Raw genomic sequence first — 20753 nt, forward strand, 5'->3', positions numbered from 1 at the left:
ACGATTGTAAAAATGATGTAAACGATTAATATGTTACTGAATTATTCAACTAACACTACCTTTTTGAAATAGAGTCTTTTCTTTAAAGGCATCAATATTTGATTGAAGTCATGGATTCGAAATCGATAAGTCGTTTTATTTTTATCGTGATCAAATATTCGATTGTTAACGACAATACACATATTTTAGATGAAATTGCTTTCTTTTAAGGAACATTGTTTCTTTCATTAACGTTGTTCTTTTGATTGTATGGCACATTAAAATGCAACGCTTTACAAAGGATCGTGAAGATGACATCAAATATACATCAAACACGAGTGAAAAAGAGCGCGTTTGGAATTTAATTAAAAAAATCCAATTTTGTATGTTTACAACAAAACATGGTGAATCTATTCATGCACTACCAAAGGCAGCGCATATTGATGAAGATTCATGGCGTTTTTTTTTCTAAGTGATAATATGGGGAAAATGATAGCAGAAATTAAAGTTTCTCAAGATATATGTATGTGTTTTGACGATCCATCTGTCCATAATAATGCTTGTATTATGGGAACCTCTGACGTGTCAAATGATAGCGAAAAAATCAAAGAACTTTGAAATACACCAACGAAAGCATGGTGAAATAAACCTGAAGATCCCATATTAGAAGTTATTGAGGTCATGCCAAAAAGTGCAGAATATTGGGAAGGTTCAGGTGCATTGCAATCCATGTTTAAAATGGCATGGGCTTATATAAGTGATGATCATCCGCACTTGGGTAAAAAGGGCGAAGTGCGCTTATAATACTTCACGTAAAAGATTAAAATGAATGACTATTATTGTCTTATTATTTAAGATGATAAAGCGTTTTTTTGATGAAAAATTCTTGTTTGCTGTCAATCCATGGTCTACAGCAAGCCAAGAGCCCCCAACAAATGAGGATAACAGGCATATATAAAAGCATTGACCATCCGATATAGTCATAAAATATACCAAAGCTTACACCTAAATGACTCATTGGCAGAAAAAAGCTCATACACGCACTAAAAAGAGCAGCAAAGAAAAGAGTATTAAAATTTAATTGACCTTTCCAAACACAAGTGAATGCGGTTGTAGTTGAAAAGATTAAGCCTGCATGAAGATAAGAAAGGGATAAATTGGCAAATAAAAATGGAAAAGGTGGAAATGAAAATAATAGTCCGCGCCAAAACACACCGCTAAATTGCCAAATAAGCGGTGAAAATAGCATTAAGATTGTTAAAATAAATATTGGAAAATAAAATTTTGAATTCTGAAAAAATCGCGATGATGGTTTGAGTGTACTAAAAAAGCGATGATGATGGAATGCAACACCCATCATGCGTAAAACAATGCCTGATATCAGCGTGGTGCTCAATGCAGTAAGAAGATAGATGCTTAATAAATAAAGACCATTTTTTTGCCATGTGCCACGTGGAACAACAATGCTGTCAATAATCCAAAAAAATAAAGCAATTCCAATCATCGTGAGAAATAACCATGACCATGAAAGAGAGCCTTGGCGTCTAAGTTTTTTAACCGCACAAAATACCATGAGTGTGGTCAACATAAGACCCGCAGTATTTATTTCTCCTATTAAAGGGCCTTTTGCCGCTGATAAAGCAAGATTTTCACCCATTGTTACCCAAAGTGTCCATATAGCATAAAGAATTGGACCAAAAAGACCATAAACAAGAGCAACTTTCGCACCGTCATTGAGACGAATGCGCTCATCAACGCGGTAGCGTCGGGTTAAGCCGATAAATGTGAGAAAAGCCCATAGAACACTTCCTGCACAGACCCATGCAAAAATCCAAGGAAATAATTTTTCATGGCTCAAACTCATCGTTGTTAGTTCATCGGTGTTGAAATGGTTTATGAGTCGTAAAGCGCCATCAATGATAAGTGCGCAAACACCCGTTGTTATGAAACAAAAAACAAAGCTCAACCGTCCCCAACTTGCACTTCTAAAAGCAAATCCAAGACCAATTAAAATTGATGTTATAAAACTAGGAAGATAGATTTCGTAAGGATTAAAAAAGGTCGTGACCAATGAAAGTCCAAATGTGTGAAACCAGCCACCGATCAATAAAAAAAAGAAAGACCAAAAAGTTGGCAATATGATAAGTGCAGCTAAAAAAATTAACAGCGCTTGTAAAAGACGTGTTTGCCAAAAATGAGGTTGCGATCTTTCCATTTTATGTCCCTTGCTACCAAGATTGCTGTACTTTTTTAGCTAATACGATCATGTTCTAGAATTTTCTCTTTATTTATATTTTATGCAAGTCTTGATAATATTTTAAATTCATTCAAGATGGTATTATGAGTATTGAGAAATGCAGATGGTACATTGTTTCTCGATTTCTTTCAAATTTACATAAGATGTCATGAACTTCATGGATGCTATCTTAATATTAGAGTCTAAAGTGATATGTAAGGCAAAAGATACGATACAAATGTATAAGATTTAAAAGTCGTAGTACGCTTTATAGTGTTATGAGCGGTAATTGTTTATCATTGAAATTTATTTTACTAAATTATCTTAAGATACTCACCATTTAAACATTTGGGATGAGATCAGATCATGATACTTTTATTTTTTGATTCAAACCAAATTTTTTTGCTACAAACCAACATATAAAAGCTGCAAAAATCCATTGAACAAGATAAAAGCTGAGGCTTTCAAGATAATTGTGAGCGTTAATTGTTTTCATATAAGGTTGAGAAAGCCAAATATAGAAAAATTCGACACAAAAACTTACCAATATTGTTCGTATGATTGCACTTGTGAGCGTAAGACCACTTCCTCTAGAAGGCCCAAGAGAACACACTATCCCACTTAAAAAAACAGAGGGCATATAATAGGAATAACCAGGTAAAATTCGTGGCCATGCTACGTTGGAATAAACATCAAAAAATTCGATAAGCGCATTGCTTCCCCCGACCCATTGATGCGTCAAATAAGTGGCAATAATTGTTTGAATAGGCGGTGCAACAATCAAAAAAATAGCGATGATGCTTAATCCGCGCATAGGATAAGTATACAGTTTTTGCTTTGTTGTATGAGCCATAATAATCCTAAAATAACGCCTGTTAAAACTTAAAAAGTTCATGAAATTTTTGCACAGTTTAAGAATCATATATGTTTTCGTTCTCACCGACAATAAGCGCACTCTTACAAATAAAACTGTAACGATAAATGTGGCTACTTGTCAGAAGATATAAAATGATGAATCAAGATTAAAGAACGAATAAAATTAAGATTAAAAAAATAATAAGATGAAGAGCGCTGCTCTTAAGACTGCTCGTATTCATTTGTTTTGCAATGATGCAAATAATTTTTTCTTAAAGGCGTATCATGTGATGTGATGATAATGCATCATATTGCTATCATCTTAAAATATTAAAACTCAATAGAAAACAGAGTGCTGTTGATGATAAGTCGATTGTGCTCAACAAAAACGTCCTTTCTCATCATCTGATCAAGGACGTTTCATGTAGAGATATTTTGGCAGGCAATGATAAAATGAATTTTTAATTTTTATAGGTCTTTAGTGTAATGTGACCGTTTCTAATTCATAATCATCTGCACTTTCCAAAGCTTTGGATCGTACATCAGAAAGGATGATTGGTTCCCCTGTTGCTCCAAATAGGCCCCATAAAGATATTCCCGGTTCCATGGGCGGCATATTGGGAAATTTTTTGATTAAATCATCCGAAAGAATTTTTCTTAAATAGGCAATTTGTCCTTCGCCAAGAAGTGCAAATTCTTTTAATGATAATGTCTGTTTTTCAATTTTCATTTCTTTCTCCTTTCGCATCACTCATCATCTGCTGTGATGGCGATACGTTTGACACGCTTTTGTGGAACGAGACGCTCAAGATTAATGGAAAGAAGACCGTTTTTTAAATCAGCCGAACCAACACGCATGCCTTCTGCTAAGACAAAAACCCGCTGAAATTGGCGAGCTGCAATACCACGATGTAAAAATTCACGCTCACACATATCGATTTGACGGCCACGTATAATCAGCTGGTTATCTTCAACTGTGACATCCAGTTCTTCATGTGAAAAACCAGCAACAGCTAATGTTATCCGTATACGGCTTTTGTCTTCACGTTCACTTAATCGCTCAATATTATAAGGGGGATAGCCATCACCCGATTTGCCTAAACGATCCAAAGTTTTTTCCATTGTGTCGAAGCCAAGCAACAACGGGTTGGAAAAAGAAGTTATGCGTGTCATAAGATAGTCCTCTTCAAAGCGACCATTACTTGATTGAAAACCCAATATGGCATTTTCTTTAGAGATAATATGGCGAGCGTTGCACTGAACTTCAAGTTTTAAGTCAAAGATAGGCGTGTAATAGAAAAATGGTAAATAAAAAGGCCACCAAAAACAATGTGAATACGCTTTATAGTAAGGCTGAAATAAAGGAGATATTTCGCCGCTTTTGTGTTCAAAGACCTCATCCGCAAAGCGATCTGATTTATACCAATAATTTTACTTTGCTTGTGAGTGTTGTTTTGTCTGCACAAGCAACAGATATGAGTGTCAATAAAGCGACAAAAGATCTTTTTGCAGTGGCTGATAATAGTTATAAAATGGCCTCTCTTGGTGAGGAAAATATTGCTCAATACATTCGCACTATAGGTCTATGGCGGGCAAAAGCCAAAAATGTTTATGCTTTAAGTGTTCAGTTAAATGAACATTATCATGGGGAAATACCCCATACACGCGACGAATTAATGGCTCTTCCAGGTGTTGGTCGTAAAACGGCCAATGTTGTTTTGAATGTTGCTTTTGGTCAACCAACTATGGCTGTTGATACGCATATTTTTCGACTTTGTAACCGCATTGGTTTGGCCCCGGGTAAAAGTCCAGAAGATGTTGAAGAAAAACTACTTAAAATTGTTCCAAAATCTTATATAAAACATGCCCATCATTGGTTGATTTTGCATGGACGCTATATTTGTAAAGCAAGACATCCTAATTGCGCACAGTGTATTATTGCAGATATTTGTAAAGCGGCAGTCAAAAGCAATAGTTTGCCACCTCCCTTAATTGAAATTCGTGGAAATGGGTCACCTGATCCTATATAATGTCATGTTAATCAATTCAAATTTTCGAAAAGCGTTTTTTAAATGATCAATTATAATTGCGCGAGTTAATATTCTTATTCCATTGAACAGGAAAAAAGAGTTTTTGCATTTTAGTTTGTATACTCTTTAAGCTCTCGAAAGTTTTGTACAATTTTTATGAAATGCATGCCCGATTTTAGGCGTCATAAATTTCGTTTTCGTGCAATTTACTTTATGACATTACTTTTGAACAATAGCGATGCGCTTTATACAGCGCTTATAAATAAAGACAGATCCTATGTTGGACATGTTTTTGTACGTGTAACAACAACAAATATTTTTGTCGATTATCGTGTGGTGCGCGAAAACCAAAACGAAAAAATGTTATTTTTTGTGATAGTGTTGCCGTATGTATGGAATAAGGTATCGTCTATGTTTAAAATGCCATCCTTTAGAAACAGAATATCATATTGATCCGATCTATTGTGTCTTAATTGCGCTTTTAGACAAAGAATTTAATTGCCATTGGTCTGAACGAGATTTGAAAATTATGGAGTTCAATCCGTCCATTGTGCGTCGTATTTTTTAAACGCTAAATTAGCATGACCTTTTTCACTTTGTTCACTTAAAACGTGCCAGTCGTGCTTTTGAGCTGTTGACTGAAAAAGACTTCGTAAGTAATGCGCAATTATCTGTTGGCTATGATTCGGGAAGTGGTATTCGTGTAGCGACCAATCGTTTGATCGGCAAACCACCTAATGCACTTAAAGGACGTAAGCTTTTAAAAGCAGTGTGGCTTGAAACAACTATTGGCAAAATGCTAGCGGTGAGCGTTGTACGTGTTTTATATCTTCTTGTATTTTTTGATCGCAAAAGTTTGCCAACTGAATTGAAAAAATGCAAATGCTCACCCGCTCAATGATAGAATTTGCGTCTACACCCGTCATTAATCAATAGAAAAAGAGTTGTTTGATTATTATAAAGGCTGTTTGATTGTTATAATGGTCGTTTCTGTGAGTTTAAAACACCGCTTTCCCGCTTGCAATGAGGCCTTTCCCCGTTTGTTTAGAAAGAAGTGTGCAAAATTAAGCCGGGGATGACATATTCTAATTCTAGACTTGTCCGTGATTTAGGAAGGCCAACTGCTGTGAGGTCGGAAGCGTGTGCCAATGGGCAAAATCAAATTTCCAATGTGATTCCTTGTCATCGTGTTATCGGTGCTGTTGGACCTTTAACAGGCTATAGTGGAGGATTATGGCGCAAAGAATGGCTTTTGCGGCATGAAAAAAAATTTTGTTTAATTGCATGGCTTGCTATTTTTAGTTCTCTGGCTTATGAGAAACTTTCTTAAGTCGCCCGGCAGGGCATGCCGTGGCGGCTTATACGCTTGACGTAACTTTGGTCAGTTGCGTCATTAATGATTACAGATGGAGAAGCAAAATGCCCAAAATGAAGACCAAATCATCGGCCAAAAAGCGGTTTAAAATCACTGCTACAGGCAAAGTCAAGGCGGCTAGCGCAGGCAAGCAGCATGGCATGATCAAACGTTCGAACAAGTTTATACGTGATGCACGTGGAACTAAGGTTTTAGCTGAACCAGATAGCAAAAAAGTCATTAAAAACTATTTGCCGAACGGCCTTTAAATCAACGTCTTAAGGAGATTATGACATGGCACGCGTAAAACGCGGCGTTACTGCCCACGCCAAACACAAAAAAGTTCTTAAACAAGCTGAAGGCTTTTACGGGCGTCGTAAAAATACGATTCGTACCGCAAAAGCTGCAGTTGATCGTTCAAAACAATATGCCTATCGCGATCGTAAAAATCGTAAACGCAGTTTCCGCGCTTTGTGGATTCAACGTATTAATGCGGCTGTGCGTATGGAAGGCCTTACCTATGGTCGTTTCATCGATGGTCTTGCAAAGGCAGGTATTGAAGTTGACCGTAAGGTTTTATCAGATATTGCTATTCATGAACCTGTTGCTTTTTCACAATTGGTTGCATCTGCAAAAAAAGCATTGGAATATTTAAAAGAAACAACACCGAATGCTTTTGAAGGTGCAGTAAAATAAATACGATTTCTTGATATTAATCAAAGAAGATCCACACTTCAAACCCGTAAGTTAAGTGCTTACGGGTTTTTGTTGTTAGTGTTAAAGTGTGCACAATATGATGATCTTTTGTCAATCAGACTTTAATTCGATTGAAAATAGACTTTTTTCCTATTTTTAAAAGCTTTTTTCTGTTTTAACTTGGCGCAAACGTCGATAGCGTGGTAAGCGGCTTGGTGTTTCTTTTGATAATTTAATGAACAGGCAAAACATGAGCAATATTGAAAGTCTGGAACATGAAATCAGTTTAGCGATTGAGGTGGCTCAAGACGAGCAGGCATTGGAGGCTATTAGAATCAGTGCATTGGGTAAAAAAGGCACTATTTCTGAAAAGCTCAAAGCGCTTGGTTCTATGAGTGCTGAAGAACGTCAAGCACATGGCCCTGTGATCAATGGGTTAAAAAATCGCATTATGGATTTATTAAGTCAAAAGCGCGTCGTATTAAAACGTGCTGCAACCCAAGCACGCCTTGCGGCTGAAACAGTTGATGTCACACTGCCCGTACGCCATTCTCCTGTAGAAGTTGGCCGTATTCACCCCATTAGTCAAGTGATTGATGAAATCACTGCTATTTATGCTGATATGGGATTTTCTATTGCAGAGGGGCCTGATATTGAAACGGATTATTACAATTTTACGGCATTAAATTTTCCAGAAGGCCATCCTGCTCGTGAAATGCATGATACTTTTTTCTTCAAAGAAGATGAAATGGGAGAACGTAAACTTTTGCGTACACATACCTCACCTGTTCAAATACGAACAATGGAAAAGCAAAAGCCGCCTATACGTATTATCATTCCGGGAAAAACTTATCGTATGGATTCAGATGCTACACATTCACCAATGTTTCATCAAGTTGAAGGACTGGTGATTGATAAACACTCAACTATCGCAAATATTATGTGGATCCATGAAGAATTTTGTAAGGCATTTTTTGAAGTGCCTCATCTAAAAATGCGTTTTCGTCCTTCATTTTTCCCTTTCACTGAACCGTCTATGGAAGTGGATATTCAATGTGATCGTTCAGGCTCGGAAGTTAAATTTGGGGAAGGTCATGATTGGTTAGAAATTTTAGGATGCGGAATGGTCCATCCGAATGTGTTAAAAAATGCAGGTTTCGATCCAGATGAATATCAAGGATTTGCTTGGGGTATGGGGATCGATCGTATTGCAATGTTGAAATATGGAATGCCAGATCTGCGTGCCTTTTTTGATGCCGATATTCGTTGGCTCGATCATTATGGTTTTCGTCCGCTTGATATTCCCACATTATTTGGTGGTTTAAGCTCTTCTTAAAGTCAAGCTATGAGAGCTTTAAAAATGAGGTTTTAAAAATGAAATTTACATTGTCTTGGCTGAAGGATCATTTGGAAACAGACGCTTCATTGGATGAAATTTGTGACAGATTGACCCAAATTGGCTTGGAGGTTGAAGATGTTGATGATCGAGCAAATCTCAAAGTTTTTGTCATTGCTAAAATTATATCGGCGCAAAAACATCCTGATGCCGATAAATTACAAGTGCTGCGCGTAGATATCGGCAACGACGAGCTTATTCAAGTTGTCTGCGGTGCGCCGAATGCGCGTGAAGGTTTGATTGGTGTCTTTGCGCCCCCCGGTGCATATGTTCCAGGACTTGACGTTACGCTTTCAGTTGGAAAAATTCGTGGTGTTGAAAGCTTTGGGATGATGTGTTCTGAAAGTGAGCTTGAACTTTCGAACGAGCATAATGGCATTATTGAACTTGATGAAAATGCTTTGATTGGTCAGTCTTTTGCTACTTATTTTGGTTTGGATGATCCTATTATAGATGTTGGATTGACACCAAATAGGCCTGATTGCGCAGGTGTTCGTGGCATTGCACGTGATTTAGCCGCTAGCAACCTTGGGCATTTAAAACCATTTAAACTTCCAAAATTTACAGCAACAAAAGATCCTAATATTCAGGTTTCTTTTGATTTTGATCAGACATCACCTTTGTGTTTAGGTTTTTCGTGGCGCGAAGTGCGCAATATAAAAAATACGATGTCACCGATTTGGATGCAGCAACGCTTAACATCCATTGGTTTACGACCGATCAATGCCCTTGTTGACATTACAAATTATCTTACTTTTGATTTAGCGCGTCCCTTACATGTTTTTGATGCCGATAAAATAAGAGGCAATCTTACCGTTCGCCGTAGTCATAAGGGAGAGAATTTTTTAGCTTTAAATGGCAAAGATTATTGTTTGGGATCAGGTAATTGTGTTATTTCTGATGATGCAGGGATACAATCAATTGCTGGCATTATAGGCGGAGAAGAAACTGGATGCGATGAAAACACCCAAAACGTTCTTATTGAATCTGCACTTTGGGATCCGCATAATATTGCACAAACTGGTCGTACATTAGGAATAATATCCGATGCTCGCTATCGTTTCGAACGCGGCGTTGATCCAGAATCCATGGAGGCTGGTCTTGAAATCGCCTCACAATTTATTCTTGATTATTGTGGCGGAGAGCCTTCCAAAGCAAAGACTATTGGTAAACAAAAGTTAGAAGTGCGCCATATTGAATTTCCCGTTGCAGAAATTAAACGGCTTACCAGTCTTGAGCTTGGCAATGATGAGGTTATAAATATTTTAACAAGCCTTGGCTTCCATGTTGAAGGGAGTGGTTCTATCCTTCAAGTTCAAGTGCCAACGTGGCGTCCTGATGTTGAAGGAAAGGCTGATCTGGTTGAAGAGGTTATGCGTATCCATGGTTTGGATAAAATTATTCCAGATCCACTTGAAAAAACTTCATCATTGAATGCGAATATTTTAACACCAGCACAAAAACGTGGGCGCAATGTACGCCGCGCCTTGGCCAGTCGTGGCTTGATGGAAACGGTAACATGGTCTTTTGTTTCAAAAAAGCAGGCAACACTTTTTGGCGGTGGTCAAATAGAATTGGAGCTTGCAAATCCCATTGCGGCAGATATGTCCAATATGCGTCCTTCATTATTACCCGGTCTTTTAAGTGCATCACAACGTAATGCGGATCGCGGTTTTTGGGATCTTGGGCTTTTTGAAGTTTCAAGTATTTACCTCGGCAATACGCCTGACAAACAACAACGTGTTGCAGGAGGGATTCGTCGGGGCACGTATAAATTGGAGGGTTCTGGACGTTTTTGGGGAAATTCTGCTAAAACTGTGGATGTTTTTGATGCAAAGGCGGATGTATACAGTGTTTTAGAAGCTTGTGGTATGGATGTTACAAAACTGCAAATTGAAACAGATGCGCCAAATTGGTACCATCCAGGACGTTCTGGCGTTGTTAAGTTAGGACCTAAAATCACATTGGCTCATTTTGGAGAGTTTCATCCTGATATATTAGATGAATTAGGTGTTAGTGGACATTTATGCGGTTTTGAAGTCTTTCTTGACGCTATACCAGAAGCCAAAAAGAAACCAACAAAAACAAAATCCGCTTTAATGCTTTCAGCTTTTCAACGTGTCTATCGTGATTTTGCTTTTGTTGTTGATAAAAAAATTCAAGCATCCATAATTTTACGTGCGGCAAATGGTGCGGATAAAAAACTTATTCAATCGGTTAACGTCTTTGATGTTTTTGAAGATTCATCATTGGGTGAGGATAAAAAGTCAGTTGCGATTGAAGTGACATTTCAACCTCTTGAACGGACACTGACAGATGATGAGCTAGATGCGCTTGGGAATAAAATTATTGAAAATGTTTTAAAATCGACAGGCGGTGTGCTCCGCTCTTAATTTTTGACTTCCCAGTTATTAAGCTGGGAAGTCTATTTTAAATAATTAAAGTTCCAAAAAAATTTAAAAAAAAGTGATTCATTAAATAAGATCATTATTCTAAAATAGAAAATATCTATGATAATATTTTATGACAGTAGTTTCTTTACGAGTATTATTTTATAATTTATCATATAAAAAGTTTGTATTCGAATAAATAGATATTTCATTCATTTTATATTTCATCAATCTTTTCTAGGGAACTTAATGTCATGATGTGAATTATAGTTTGTGTTAGAAGAGAGGGTAAAACATGAAAAAAATTACATACATGATGATTGTTTTAATGATTAGTTTTCTTGCCGTTGCGTGTACTCAACAAGAAAAAAGAACCGCAGGTTACGGCATCGGTGGTGCAGCATTAGGTGGACTTGCCGGTGGAGCAATTGGCGGTGGTCGAGGTGCAGCAGCAGGAGCAGCTATTGGCGGAATAGGTGGAACTGTCATCGGTGCAAATCAGTAAGACACACCTTAATTTTTATATGTGAAGTTTTGAAAAAAGCAGTCTCATGAAATGGTCTGCTTTTTTTATAAGCAAAAACTTAAAATTTGAACATTGGTTCAAGTTATTTTTTGAGATGTTTTTCATACGATGGTTAAGTAGAAAACAAACGCCCTATAAAACCTGAGCTTATTTTATTTTGATACTAGCAAGTTAAGGTACGAAGTTTTCAATGCATCCATATACGAATAAAATACTTGGAAATTATAGAGTGTTCTTTTTAGAAATAGCGCGCTTCATAATAGTGTTAACGTTTATATTGTCTCAAGCATTGTACGAAATTTGACTGTTAATGGAGATGTTGGTTGTATAGCATTATAAATCAGCTTCAGCTGTTTTTCTTCATCTACAAAAAGTGTTTAGTGATCGTAATGTACATCGCCAATACCTTCAATCATAATGTTGCGCTTATTTTAACAATTTCCTTTTGCATCATTTTTTTCCCAAAGATTATTGAAACGGTAAGAGCGTTCTTAAAGATTTTTGACCAATGAATTGGTTGTATCATTTTCCGTTAAGCGGGCACAATCACGTGTGAAACTCGCAACGATAAGCGGTGTCTGTTTTCCCAATCGCAAACTATGGAAGATAGACAGGTATCTTGAAATAACTTTGCAAGCATATTGCTCCTTTTAGAAGGGTCGTTTTCAAAGGTTAAAAATAATTACCCGCTTTGTTCCAACCCAATATATCTCATTGCATATTCATAACGTAAGCTGGTCTTAATATAAAAACCAAGTATTTGTTGTATTAATGAAGAGGTATTTTGACTGGTCTTTCATTTTGTGTTTCTGGATAACGCCCAGCAAGTTGAAAAAAATGTCGCTGTTCTTTATGGGTGAGTTTTAGAGTGCAAACAATTTTATCAAAAAATGAGTCGAGACAATAATGTTACTTCCTTGTTCGACCCAAGTATAACATATAGGTTCTATACCTGCGAGTTGAGCGACTTCTGAACGGCGTAATTCTTTTGTTCGGCGTCTTTTTGATATTTCAAATGATGTTGGTGATAATCCAACTTCAGTTGGCAAGATGGATTGGCACTTCGATTTAAGAAACGCGCCCAATTTATTACGTTTTTGTTCTGAAGTTATTATTAAAAATGCCAGAATAATTTGCCATATAGTAACATGATTATGGGTATTCTATTTTTATCTTCAGATATATTAAGAAGGAAAAAGGACTTTTCTTTATAACTCTGAAAATTGAATTAAAAATACTGGAAGTTCACAATAGTGGACATCACACTACACTTGCCTTTATAACATTGTTACACGGTGCGTTTATCACGATGTTCAATCTTTTTGTGGTTAATATTGCACTTCCTACAATACAAAATGATCTTGGTGTTAATCTTTCACAAATGGGATTGATAATTACTGGTTATGAGTTGGGTTTTGCAGGATTGCTCATAGTTTTTGGCTGATTGGGTGATATTTACGGACAGGGTAAGCTTTATTTAATTGATATTATTGGTTTTACCATTACGTCATTTTCATGCGGAATTGCTCAAACAACGTGGTTTCTTATTGGTTCTTGCGTAGCACAAGGTGTGATAGTAGTACTACCTTTTCCCCAAATCTACACTTTGCTTCGTTCTTTATTTATAGGACATTCAAGAAGTAAAGCTTTCGGTTTTCTTGGTATGACATTATGTTTGGCGGCTATTGCTGGGCAACTCTTAGGAGGATTATTGATTGAACTTAATTTTATTCATTGGGGTGGAGAGCGTTTTTTTGATCAATATTCCAATTGTTATTTTTACAATTTTTATGTGCTATTTTATCCCTTGGATCAAACCGACGATAAAAGTAAGAGTGAATATTATAGGCAGTTCAAGCATTACAATTGGTTTGATGCTTGTACTCTTCACACATCTTTGAAGATGTTCGATCGTACACTACACCTGCCTTTTTTGCTTGCCTCATTTCAGTGTTAAGTTTAATAGAAATTTTTTATGGTAGAATGGCGATTAACAGAGTTGAAAAAATCCGGCTGTTGATTTTAATCTTTTATTAAATTTTCAAAAGGATTATTGGTTATTTTTCTTATTTATTCAACCTCTGCCAGTTTTTTCCTTTGTTTTGCCTCACTTGTTCAAAGGAGCTTTGAATTGTTAACATTTGAAGCTGGTATGCTTTTTGCACCAACAAATGTCGGATTTTTGGTGGCATCATTATCTGCCTCTAAATTCATAAAACATATTGTTCAAAAAACACTTATACTTGTAATGTCTAATTATGGTATTGGTCTGGTTCTTTTAGTCGCTCTTGTCTTATTTGGTGCCTATGATCATAGGCAATCACATTGGATGATATCTGCGCTTTTGGTTTTTGGATTTGGCCAAGGTTTGAGTATGACACCTTTGTTAATGTTGTGTTGGGTTTAAGTAAGGAATTCTCAGAAGACATGGCGTCAGGCCTTATATCAACTATGCAGCAATTGGTGCAACTTTTGGTGTCGTTTTTGTCAGTCTTGTTTTTGCACAGGTTCGGTTACTTTCTCATAATACTCTATTATGGAAATATATGAATTTCTTTTCTGTCTCAATGATTTATAATATAGCCGCGATAATTTTATCATTGCTCCTTATAAAAAAATTATAAGTAAATAGCTCTTACATATCATGAAACAGATTACTCATTTCAAAAGCTCTTTATAAATCTTATAGAGCTTTTGGTAATTTTTGTAAGTCCTATCATTCATGCCAATAGTGACAGCATTCATTTGCAACTATGTGTTTTCTTAATTTATAAAAACGCATTTTTTGCAAAGACAAAAATATTTTGAACGCTTTTAGCCTTTTTGTTTTGATTATGTGAAAACACAAAGGCTTTTATTATGATCGTTTCATATGACTTATCGACAGCGCGCCTCATATAAGCGGCCTTTGCTATCACGATATTGGCAATATCGCACACCATCTTTGGTTCTAATATAGCCAATAAGTCCACCAGCAAGCGCACCAACAGCTGCACCTGCTGCAACTGCACGTCCGCCATTGCCAAGAACTGCACCGCCAATTGCACCAACCGCGGCACCACCAACCCCCCATTTTGAAATTTCTTTTTCTGTTTGTGTGCATGCAACAGTTGAAAAGCCAACAGCAGTGATCATAAGAATAGAACAGATTTTTTTCATAACAACACTCCAAAATACAATGCTTTATGATAACATGATTAAAAGCTGTTTGCTTTAAAAGACTTCGTGATCATCGTTAAAACATTAAGCATTTAACCGTAGTATATGTTGCTTGATGAAAAATTGGAGTCGATAACAAAAGCGTTAATATTTTGGGTAGTAAAAGGATTAGTAAGACACTTTTTATTGCGTTAAATTTTATGTATTTTCTCAACTTAGTGTGGCTTAAAATTACATCGTTAAATTATTAAAAGCTTTAAAGATTAAAATTTTTCACTTCAAATGTTAGCCACGATTTAAAGCTTTTATCTTTGGCATCAATGAATGATTTCAGCTATTGATATAAAATTCTATCAAAAGAGGCGCCATAAAGTGATATTACGAGTCCAATGCGCTGGAAATTAAGATATTTTTGTACCAGTTTTATAAATGTTTCCATTTTTAGCAAATTGACCATGTGGACGAAACCGCCATAAATAGCTTGGAAGAACGGCTTCCATTGCTTTTGGCGTAATGCCGACACCTTCTAATGTGCGACCATCACGCTGCGCTTCTTCAGAGACGATGCTGTCATATTTAAGCATTTTGACTTGTTGAGCCGTTAAAACTGTGGGCAGAAGTGGAAGTTTTCCAATAAGACCAAAAATACCTCCAATAAGTGTACCAACTGAAAAAGGAACAGAAAGAAGCACTTTTTTACGCAAAATCACTTTTAACATTTCTTCAACAGCATGACGAAACGTTATGACTTCTTTTCCACCAAGCTCGTAAATTTGGCCCTCTTTAACTTTATCTTCTAAAGATTGAATGACAAATTCTGCAATATCACCGACATAAACAGGCTGTAGTTTTGTTTTGCCGCCACCAAACATTGGGATCATCCATGAAAAACGTGATATATCAGCGATCTTATTAAAAAAGGAATCCTCAGGGCCAAAAATAACAGATGGACGCATAATGATTGCCTTTTTATGAGCGCTTTGCACCACTTGCTCACCTTGAGCTTTTGTTTTCATATATGAAACAGACGTGTTTGTATCGACATTTAACGCTGACATATGAATAAGTGGAATATCCGCACTACTGGCCAATTCAGCAACGTTTTTGGCACCTTCAATATGCACATTTTTAAAACTATTTTTGCCAGAAGAATCAATAACACCAGGTAAGAATATAGCTGCATCGGCATCAATCAGTGCACGCGCAACAGACTCACGATTTCGCACATTTGTTTTGAGCATTTGTGTTTGCCCAACTTCACCAATTTGAAGCATATAATACGCAGTCTCTGGACGGCGCACGGCGATGCGAACGCGATATCCACGCTTTGTTAAAGCTTCAACAACATGGCGGCCGACAAAACCAGAGCCACCAAAAACAGTGATGAGCTTTGGATACTGATAAAGTGCGGTGCTAAGAGTCATGAGACGTACTCCTGAAAGTCGTAAATCGTTCTATATTATGATTTAGCTTTTTTTGAAATAAACGCAAGTCTTTAGGCCCAGAACCAATTAATTTTATTAAAATGGTAGAATCAATAGCAAAAATCTGCGAGGAAAATAGCAATTAACAGATGGACGAGCCTGTTAAGCTGTCTGGCAAAGCAAATTGAAGTTTTTTATGTTTTTCGAATATAGATATTTTTTTTCCTATAGCTTTATCGCGTCTTCATGAAAATAGTCATGTTTTATGCGAGCATTATCTTCGTTTTCGTATAAATTACCACGATTATTTTGATTAAAATAATAAGTCTTACACCTTGCGTCTATTTTACTTTTTAAGTTTAAAAGCCAGAAGTTATTTTAAAATTACTCTGGTAAGGTGTGGTTAAGTGAAAGAAATTCACCCGCTAGATAGAGAGACCCACCAATGAGAACTGTTTGGGGGGTCTTATCTTTACTGATTAAATGAAAAGCTTGTTCTAAACTTTTCATAGATTGAGCGGTAAAGCCTACACGGCAAGCCACTTCACAAAGATCTTCAGGTGTGATGGCGGCATCACTGTTCAAAATAGGCACAGTAATGACCTTATCGACTATCTTTAAAAGCTCTTTAAAATAGCCTTCACTATCTTTTGTATTGATCATGCCTACAATAAGAACAATCGGGTGACCTGTTTGTTCTTTAAGTTTTTTTAAAGCTTGTGCAACGACTTTTGCTGCTGCTGGATTATGTCCACCATCGATTATAATTTTCGTTAATGGATGAAGTGTTTCAACCAGTTTCCCCTGTTTGATGGATTGCATACGCCCAGGCCAGACAATATGTCTCATCGCATGTGCCATGTGATCATCAGACAGTTGAAACCCTGCTTGCAGAACGGCTTCTATCGCCGCTGCACTATTGTCTATTTGATGAGCACCTTGCAAGCATGGCATCGGCAGGTCCCACAACCCTAATTGATTCTGAAAAATCATACGACTATTTTCTTCATGAGCGTGATAGTCTTGACCATATATGGAAAGTGGTGCACATTTTTTTTCAGCTAAATCTGTTAAAACAGATATGGCAGAATGATCCGCTTGATGAGCGATAACTACAGGGGCGCTATCTTTAATAATGCCCCCTTTTTCAAAAGCAATCTTTTCAACACAATGACCTAGAAAAGCTTCATGATCCAAAGCAATAGGCATGATGAGACTTACTGCGGGTTTTGGTATCACATTTGTGGCATCAAAGCGCCCACCAAGCCCCACTTCTAAAATTACGGCATCAGCTGGATGTTCACTAAAAAGCAAAAAGGCGACGGCCGTTAAAATTTCAAAAACCGTAATGGAGCAACCATTATTTGCTGTCGCGACACGCTCAATAGCATCCGCCAGTACATCGTCAGTGACAAATTGTCCACCATCTTTATGCGCCATGCGATAACGCTCATGCCAAGAGACGAGATGCGGCGATGTATGGACATGAACAGTGTAACCTGCACTTTCTAGCAAAGAGCGACAATTGGCTGTGGCTGAACCTTTGCCATTTGTGCCAGCAATATGAATGATAGGCGGGAGTTTTAAATGGGGATTGTCCAAACGTGCCAAAAGCCCAGATATACGCTGAAGCGATAAATCAAACCCTTTTGGATGCAATTGCATCAAGTCATGAATAAGACTCTCAGCGCGATTATGAACCATTTATTAAGAAACCATTAAGCAACATCATGCCCCTCAAGACGCGATTGCGGTGGCGTAAATGAGGTTTTTTTCATCATTAATCGTAAAAGCTTTGCAATTGTGGTTTTCATTTCCAAGCGCGAAACCACCATATCCACCATACCGTGTTCTTGCAGATATTCAGCACTTTGAAAACCTTCAGGTAATTTTTCTCGAATAGTTTGTTCAATAACCCTTGGCCCTGCAAAACCAATCATGGCACCAGGTTCTGCAATGTGAATGTCACCTAACATGGCATAAGAGGCTGTGACGCCGCCTGTTGTAGGATTTGTCAAAACAACGATATAAGGAAGATTGGCTTCTTTCATCATTTCAACGGCAACGGTGGTTCGTGGCATTTGCATAAGAGAGAGTGTCCCTTCTTGCATACGCGCGCCACCAGAAGCAACAAATAGAACAAGGGGTCGTTTTTCAGCAATAGCTGTTTCAAACGCTTTGATAATTGCTTCACCTGAAGCCATACCAAGCGAGCCACCCATAAAAGCAAAATCTTGAACGGTTGCGATAATAGGCAAGCCTTCAATCATTCCTCGTGCATTTAAAATATTATCGCTAACATTAAGCTTAGAGCGGTAGTCCTTCAGACGGTCAATATAGCGTTTTTCATCACGAAATTTTAACGGATCAATAACGACTTTGGGATTTTCCAAAAGCTCATAAGCACCATTATCAAAAAAATGATCAAGACGTAATTTTGCTGGGATCCGCATATGATAGCCCGATGCTGGAACAACATATTGATTGGCTTTTAGATCATTATGAAAGACCATTTCGCCACTTGCTGGATCTTTTATCCAAAGATTTTCAGGCATCTCACGACGCCCCAACATGGAATTGATTTTGGGACGAACATAATTCGTAATCCAGTTCATCTTAATGTCACCTTATCTTCTTGTTTAGATTTGACGTGAATATTAACGTGCTTCACGCACGCCTTGACTTAATTCTTTGACCAAAAGACTTGCAGCTGTTACTGTATTGTCTTTTTTATATCCTTTATCATCCAATGTTTCGGCAATGGCATGAACAATGGCACTACCTACAACCACACCATCAGCATGGCGGCCAATTTTAGATGCTTGTTCTTTGGTTTTTATACCAAAACCAACAACAATTGGTAGTTTTGTATGGTTTTTAATGGCTTGGACGGCCTCATTTATTGTGTCTGTGTTTGTTAAACTTTGCCCAGTAATACCTGTCATTGATACATAATAAACAAAGCCCGATGTATTTTCCAGCACTTTTGACAATCGTTTTGTATCTGTTGTTGGGGTTGCCAAACGGATGAAGCTAATACCTGCTTTTAAAGCAGGCAAGCAAAGTTCTTCATCCATTTCTGGTGGCAAGTCAACAATCAATAAACCATCAACACCTGAATTTTTTGCGTCGATTAAAAACTGTTCTACGCCATAAATGTAAATAGGATTATAATAGCCCATTAATATAACAGGTGTTGTGGTGTTGTCTTGTCGAAAGGACGAAACCATTTGCAGCGTTTTTTTAAGGGTTTGACCTTTTTTTAAGGCGCGAAGACCCGCAGCTTGAATGGCAGGACCATCGGCCATCGGATCAGAAAAAGGCATGCCCAATTCAATAATGTCACTGCCTGCTTTTGGTAATGCTTTCATAATCTCAAGCGCAGTATCATAATCGGGATCCCCTGCCATCATATAGGTTATAAAAGCAGGGTGATTTTCATTTTTTAAAGTTAAAAATTTTTTTTCAATACGAGTTGTCATGGCACGTTCCTCACATATCCATACCAAGAAGCGTGCCAACTGTATGCACATCTTTATCGCCGCGTCCTGAAAGATTAACAATAATGATTTTATCTGAACTCATCTTTGGTGCTTCTTTGATTGCTTGAGCTATAGCATGGGCAGATTCAAGAGCGGGGATAATGCCTTCAAGCTTGGTTAAAAGTTGAAAAGCATGAAGTGCTTCTTCATCCAGAATTGGAACATAGTGCACACGTTTTGTATCTTTTAACCATGAGTGTTCAGGTCCAACTCCTGGATAATCAAGGCCTGCAGATATAGAGTGTCCTTCCAAAATTTGTCCATCATCATTTTGGAGCAAATAAGTGCGGTTACCATGAAGAACACCGGGGCGTCCTGCTGTCATTGAGGCACAATGCTCCACGCCATCAAGGCCGCGGCCTCCTGCTTCAACGCCAATAATTTCAACATTATGATCATCCAAAAAAGGGTAAAAAAGACCAATCGCATTTGATCCCCCACCAACCGCTGCAATGATCATATCGGGAAATCGTCCAGCCTGCTCTAATATTTGTATTTTAGTTTCTTGGCCAATAACAGATTGAAGATCGCGCACCATTTCAGGATAAGGATGAGGACCTGCTGCTGTTCCAATAAGATAATAAGTATCATGGACATGGCTGACCCAATCTCGCAAAGCATCATTCATGGCATCTTTGAGTGTGCCGTTTCCTGCTGAAACAGCATTCACTTTAGCACCTAATAGCTGCATGCGAAAAACATTTGGTTTTTGTCGTTCAACGTCCGTAGCACCCATGTAAATGGTGCAGGGAAAACCAAAACGTGCTGAAACAGTAGCAGAGGCAACACCATGCTGACCAGCACCTGTTTCGGCAATAATACGTGTTTTGCCCATTCTTTTGGCAAGCAATATTTGTCCTAGACAATTATTAATTTTATGACTGCCGGTATGATTTAAATCTTCCCGCTTGAGATAGATTTTTGCACCACCTAAATGTTGGCTTAAGCGTTCTGCATAATATAGTTTTGACGGGCGGCCAGCATAATGGGTTGATAAATCTTGCAACTCTTTTTTAAAAGTGGGGTCTTTTTTTGCACTTTCGTAAGCTTCTTGTAGTTCTAGAATGAGAGGCATAAGCGTTTCTGCAACAAAACGTCCGCCAAAAATACCAAACATGCCATCATGATCAGGCCCTGTTTTGTAGGAATTGCGTTCTGCCGAATTG

25 protein-coding genes are annotated in these 20753 nt (G+C 37.5%); 15 read left to right on the top strand and 10 right to left on the bottom strand.

Features of this window, described 5'->3' with window-relative positions; genetic code table 11:
- The first annotated feature begins 262 nt into the window (after positions 1-262).
- The 3 genes from ME5_RS02415 to ME5_RS10845 all read left to right on the top strand — a co-directional run bounded on the left by ME5_RS02415 (position 263) and on the right by ME5_RS10845 (position 783).
- Positions 263-451, top strand: coding sequence for a pyridoxamine 5'-phosphate oxidase family protein (locus ME5_RS02415; RefSeq protein ID WP_008038073.1), 189 nt, complete (start codon positions 263-265; stop codon positions 449-451).
- 17 nt (positions 452-468) lie between these two features.
- A complete protein-coding gene (locus ME5_RS10955) occupies positions 469-597 on the top strand; it encodes a pyridoxamine 5'-phosphate oxidase family protein (protein ID WP_425338865.1) in 129 nt (42 codons plus the stop codon).
- Positions 598-660: 63 nt separating this feature from the next.
- Positions 661-783, top strand: coding sequence for a hypothetical protein (locus tag ME5_RS10845; RefSeq protein WP_280641508.1), 123 nt, complete (start codon positions 661-663; stop codon positions 781-783).
- A gap of 43 nt (positions 784-826) precedes the next feature.
- On the opposite strand, the gene ME5_RS02420 is transcribed toward ME5_RS10845, so the two are convergent.
- The 4 genes from ME5_RS02420 to ME5_RS02435 form a co-directional block, all read right to left on the bottom strand.
- Positions 827-2194: a hypothetical protein gene (locus tag ME5_RS02420; RefSeq protein WP_008038074.1), complete on the bottom strand. Its 1368-nt coding sequence runs from the start codon at positions 2192-2194 to the stop codon at positions 827-829.
- Between the two features lie 385 nt (positions 2195-2579).
- Positions 2580-3068 carry a hypothetical protein gene (locus ME5_RS02425; protein WP_008038075.1) on the bottom strand — a complete coding sequence of 163 codons (489 nt, stop codon included), beginning with the start codon at positions 3066-3068 and terminating at the stop codon, positions 2580-2582.
- A gap of 480 nt (positions 3069-3548) precedes the next feature.
- Positions 3549-3800 (bottom strand): BQ00720 family protein, encoded by a 252-nt coding sequence (locus ME5_RS02430; RefSeq protein ID WP_008038076.1) that lies wholly within the window; start codon positions 3798-3800, stop codon positions 3549-3551.
- Between the two features lie 17 nt (positions 3801-3817).
- A complete protein-coding gene (locus ME5_RS02435; protein ID WP_008038077.1) occupies positions 3818-4243 on the bottom strand; it encodes an Hsp20 family protein in 426 nt (141 codons plus the stop codon).
- Positions 4244-4371: 128 nt separating this feature from the next.
- Between ME5_RS02435 and nth the strand changes: the two genes are divergently transcribed.
- The 12 genes from nth to ME5_RS02490 all read left to right on the top strand — a co-directional run bounded on the left by nth (position 4372) and on the right by ME5_RS02490 (position 13869).
- The gene (gene nth / locus ME5_RS02440) at positions 4372-5100 is read left to right on the top strand and encodes an endonuclease III (protein ID WP_008038078.1); all 729 of its coding nucleotides are present in this window, start codon (positions 4372-4374) and stop codon (positions 5098-5100) included.
- Positions 5101-5265: 165 nt separating this feature from the next.
- Positions 5266-5553, top strand: coding sequence for a hypothetical protein (locus ME5_RS10725; protein WP_008038079.1), 288 nt, complete (start codon positions 5266-5268; stop codon positions 5551-5553).
- A gap of 181 nt (positions 5554-5734) precedes the next feature.
- Entirely contained in the window at positions 5735-6001 is a 267-nt protein-coding gene (locus ME5_RS02450) for a hypothetical protein (RefSeq protein ID WP_008038080.1), read from the top strand.
- Positions 6002-6154: 153 nt separating this feature from the next.
- A complete protein-coding gene (locus ME5_RS02455) occupies positions 6155-6430 on the top strand; it encodes a methylated-DNA--[protein]-cysteine S-methyltransferase (protein WP_280641509.1) in 276 nt (91 codons plus the stop codon).
- Positions 6431-6519: 89 nt separating this feature from the next.
- Positions 6520-6723: a 50S ribosomal protein L35 gene (gene rpmI / locus ME5_RS02460; protein ID WP_008038082.1), complete on the top strand. Its 204-nt coding sequence runs from the start codon at positions 6520-6522 to the stop codon at positions 6721-6723.
- Positions 6724-6748: 25 nt separating this feature from the next.
- Positions 6749-7150, top strand: coding sequence for a 50S ribosomal protein L20 (gene rplT / locus ME5_RS02465; RefSeq protein WP_008038083.1), 402 nt, complete (start codon positions 6749-6751; stop codon positions 7148-7150).
- 250 nt (positions 7151-7400) lie between these two features.
- The gene (pheS, locus tag ME5_RS02470) at positions 7401-8486 is read left to right on the top strand and encodes a phenylalanine--tRNA ligase subunit alpha (protein ID WP_008038084.1); all 1086 of its coding nucleotides are present in this window, start codon (positions 7401-7403) and stop codon (positions 8484-8486) included.
- A 38-nt stretch (positions 8487-8524) separates the two neighbouring features.
- Positions 8525-10939, top strand: coding sequence for a phenylalanine--tRNA ligase subunit beta (pheT, locus tag ME5_RS02475; RefSeq protein ID WP_008038088.1), 2415 nt, complete (start codon positions 8525-8527; stop codon positions 10937-10939).
- Positions 10940-11231: 292 nt separating this feature from the next.
- Entirely contained in the window at positions 11232-11441 is a 210-nt protein-coding gene (locus ME5_RS02480; protein WP_008038090.1) for a hypothetical protein, read from the top strand.
- 1330 nt (positions 11442-12771) lie between these two features.
- The gene (locus ME5_RS10850) at positions 12772-12906 is read left to right on the top strand and encodes a hypothetical protein (RefSeq protein WP_280641510.1); all 135 of its coding nucleotides are present in this window, start codon (positions 12772-12774) and stop codon (positions 12904-12906) included.
- Positions 12907-13419 (top strand): MFS transporter, encoded by a 513-nt coding sequence (locus ME5_RS02485; protein ID WP_008038091.1) that lies wholly within the window; start codon positions 12907-12909, stop codon positions 13417-13419.
- A gap of 174 nt (positions 13420-13593) precedes the next feature.
- The gene (locus tag ME5_RS02490; RefSeq protein ID WP_008038092.1) at positions 13594-13869 is read left to right on the top strand and encodes a hypothetical protein; all 276 of its coding nucleotides are present in this window, start codon (positions 13594-13596) and stop codon (positions 13867-13869) included.
- Between the two features lie 470 nt (positions 13870-14339).
- On the opposite strand, the gene ME5_RS02495 is transcribed toward ME5_RS02490, so the two are convergent.
- The 6 genes from ME5_RS02495 to trpB all read right to left on the bottom strand — a co-directional run bounded on the left by ME5_RS02495 (position 14340) and on the right by trpB (position 20704).
- Complete coding sequence (locus ME5_RS02495; RefSeq protein ID WP_008038093.1) at positions 14340-14621, bottom strand: hypothetical protein; 282 nt, start codon at positions 14619-14621, stop codon at positions 14340-14342.
- A 401-nt stretch (positions 14622-15022) separates the two neighbouring features.
- The gene (locus ME5_RS02500) at positions 15023-16045 is read right to left on the bottom strand and encodes a complex I NDUFA9 subunit family protein (protein WP_008038094.1); all 1023 of its coding nucleotides are present in this window, start codon (positions 16043-16045) and stop codon (positions 15023-15025) included.
- Between the two features lie 384 nt (positions 16046-16429).
- Positions 16430-17710 (bottom strand): bifunctional folylpolyglutamate synthase/dihydrofolate synthase, encoded by a 1281-nt coding sequence (locus tag ME5_RS02505; protein ID WP_196793561.1) that lies wholly within the window; start codon positions 17708-17710, stop codon positions 16430-16432.
- Between the two features lie 53 nt (positions 17711-17763).
- Positions 17764-18660, bottom strand: a complete 897-nt coding sequence (gene accD, locus ME5_RS02510) for an acetyl-CoA carboxylase, carboxyltransferase subunit beta (RefSeq protein WP_008038102.1) — start codon at positions 18658-18660, stop codon at positions 17764-17766.
- 42 nt (positions 18661-18702) lie between these two features.
- A complete protein-coding gene (gene trpA, locus ME5_RS02515; RefSeq protein WP_008038103.1) occupies positions 18703-19527 on the bottom strand; it encodes a tryptophan synthase subunit alpha in 825 nt (274 codons plus the stop codon).
- Positions 19528-19537: 10 nt separating this feature from the next.
- A complete protein-coding gene (trpB, locus tag ME5_RS02520; protein ID WP_196793560.1) occupies positions 19538-20704 on the bottom strand; it encodes a tryptophan synthase subunit beta in 1167 nt (388 codons plus the stop codon).
- Positions 20705-20753 lie beyond the last annotated feature (49 nt).

It is taken from the genome of Bartonella tamiae Th239 (genome assembly GCF_000278275.1).
GTDB lineage: Bacteria > Pseudomonadota > Alphaproteobacteria > Rhizobiales > Rhizobiaceae > Bartonella > Bartonella tamiae.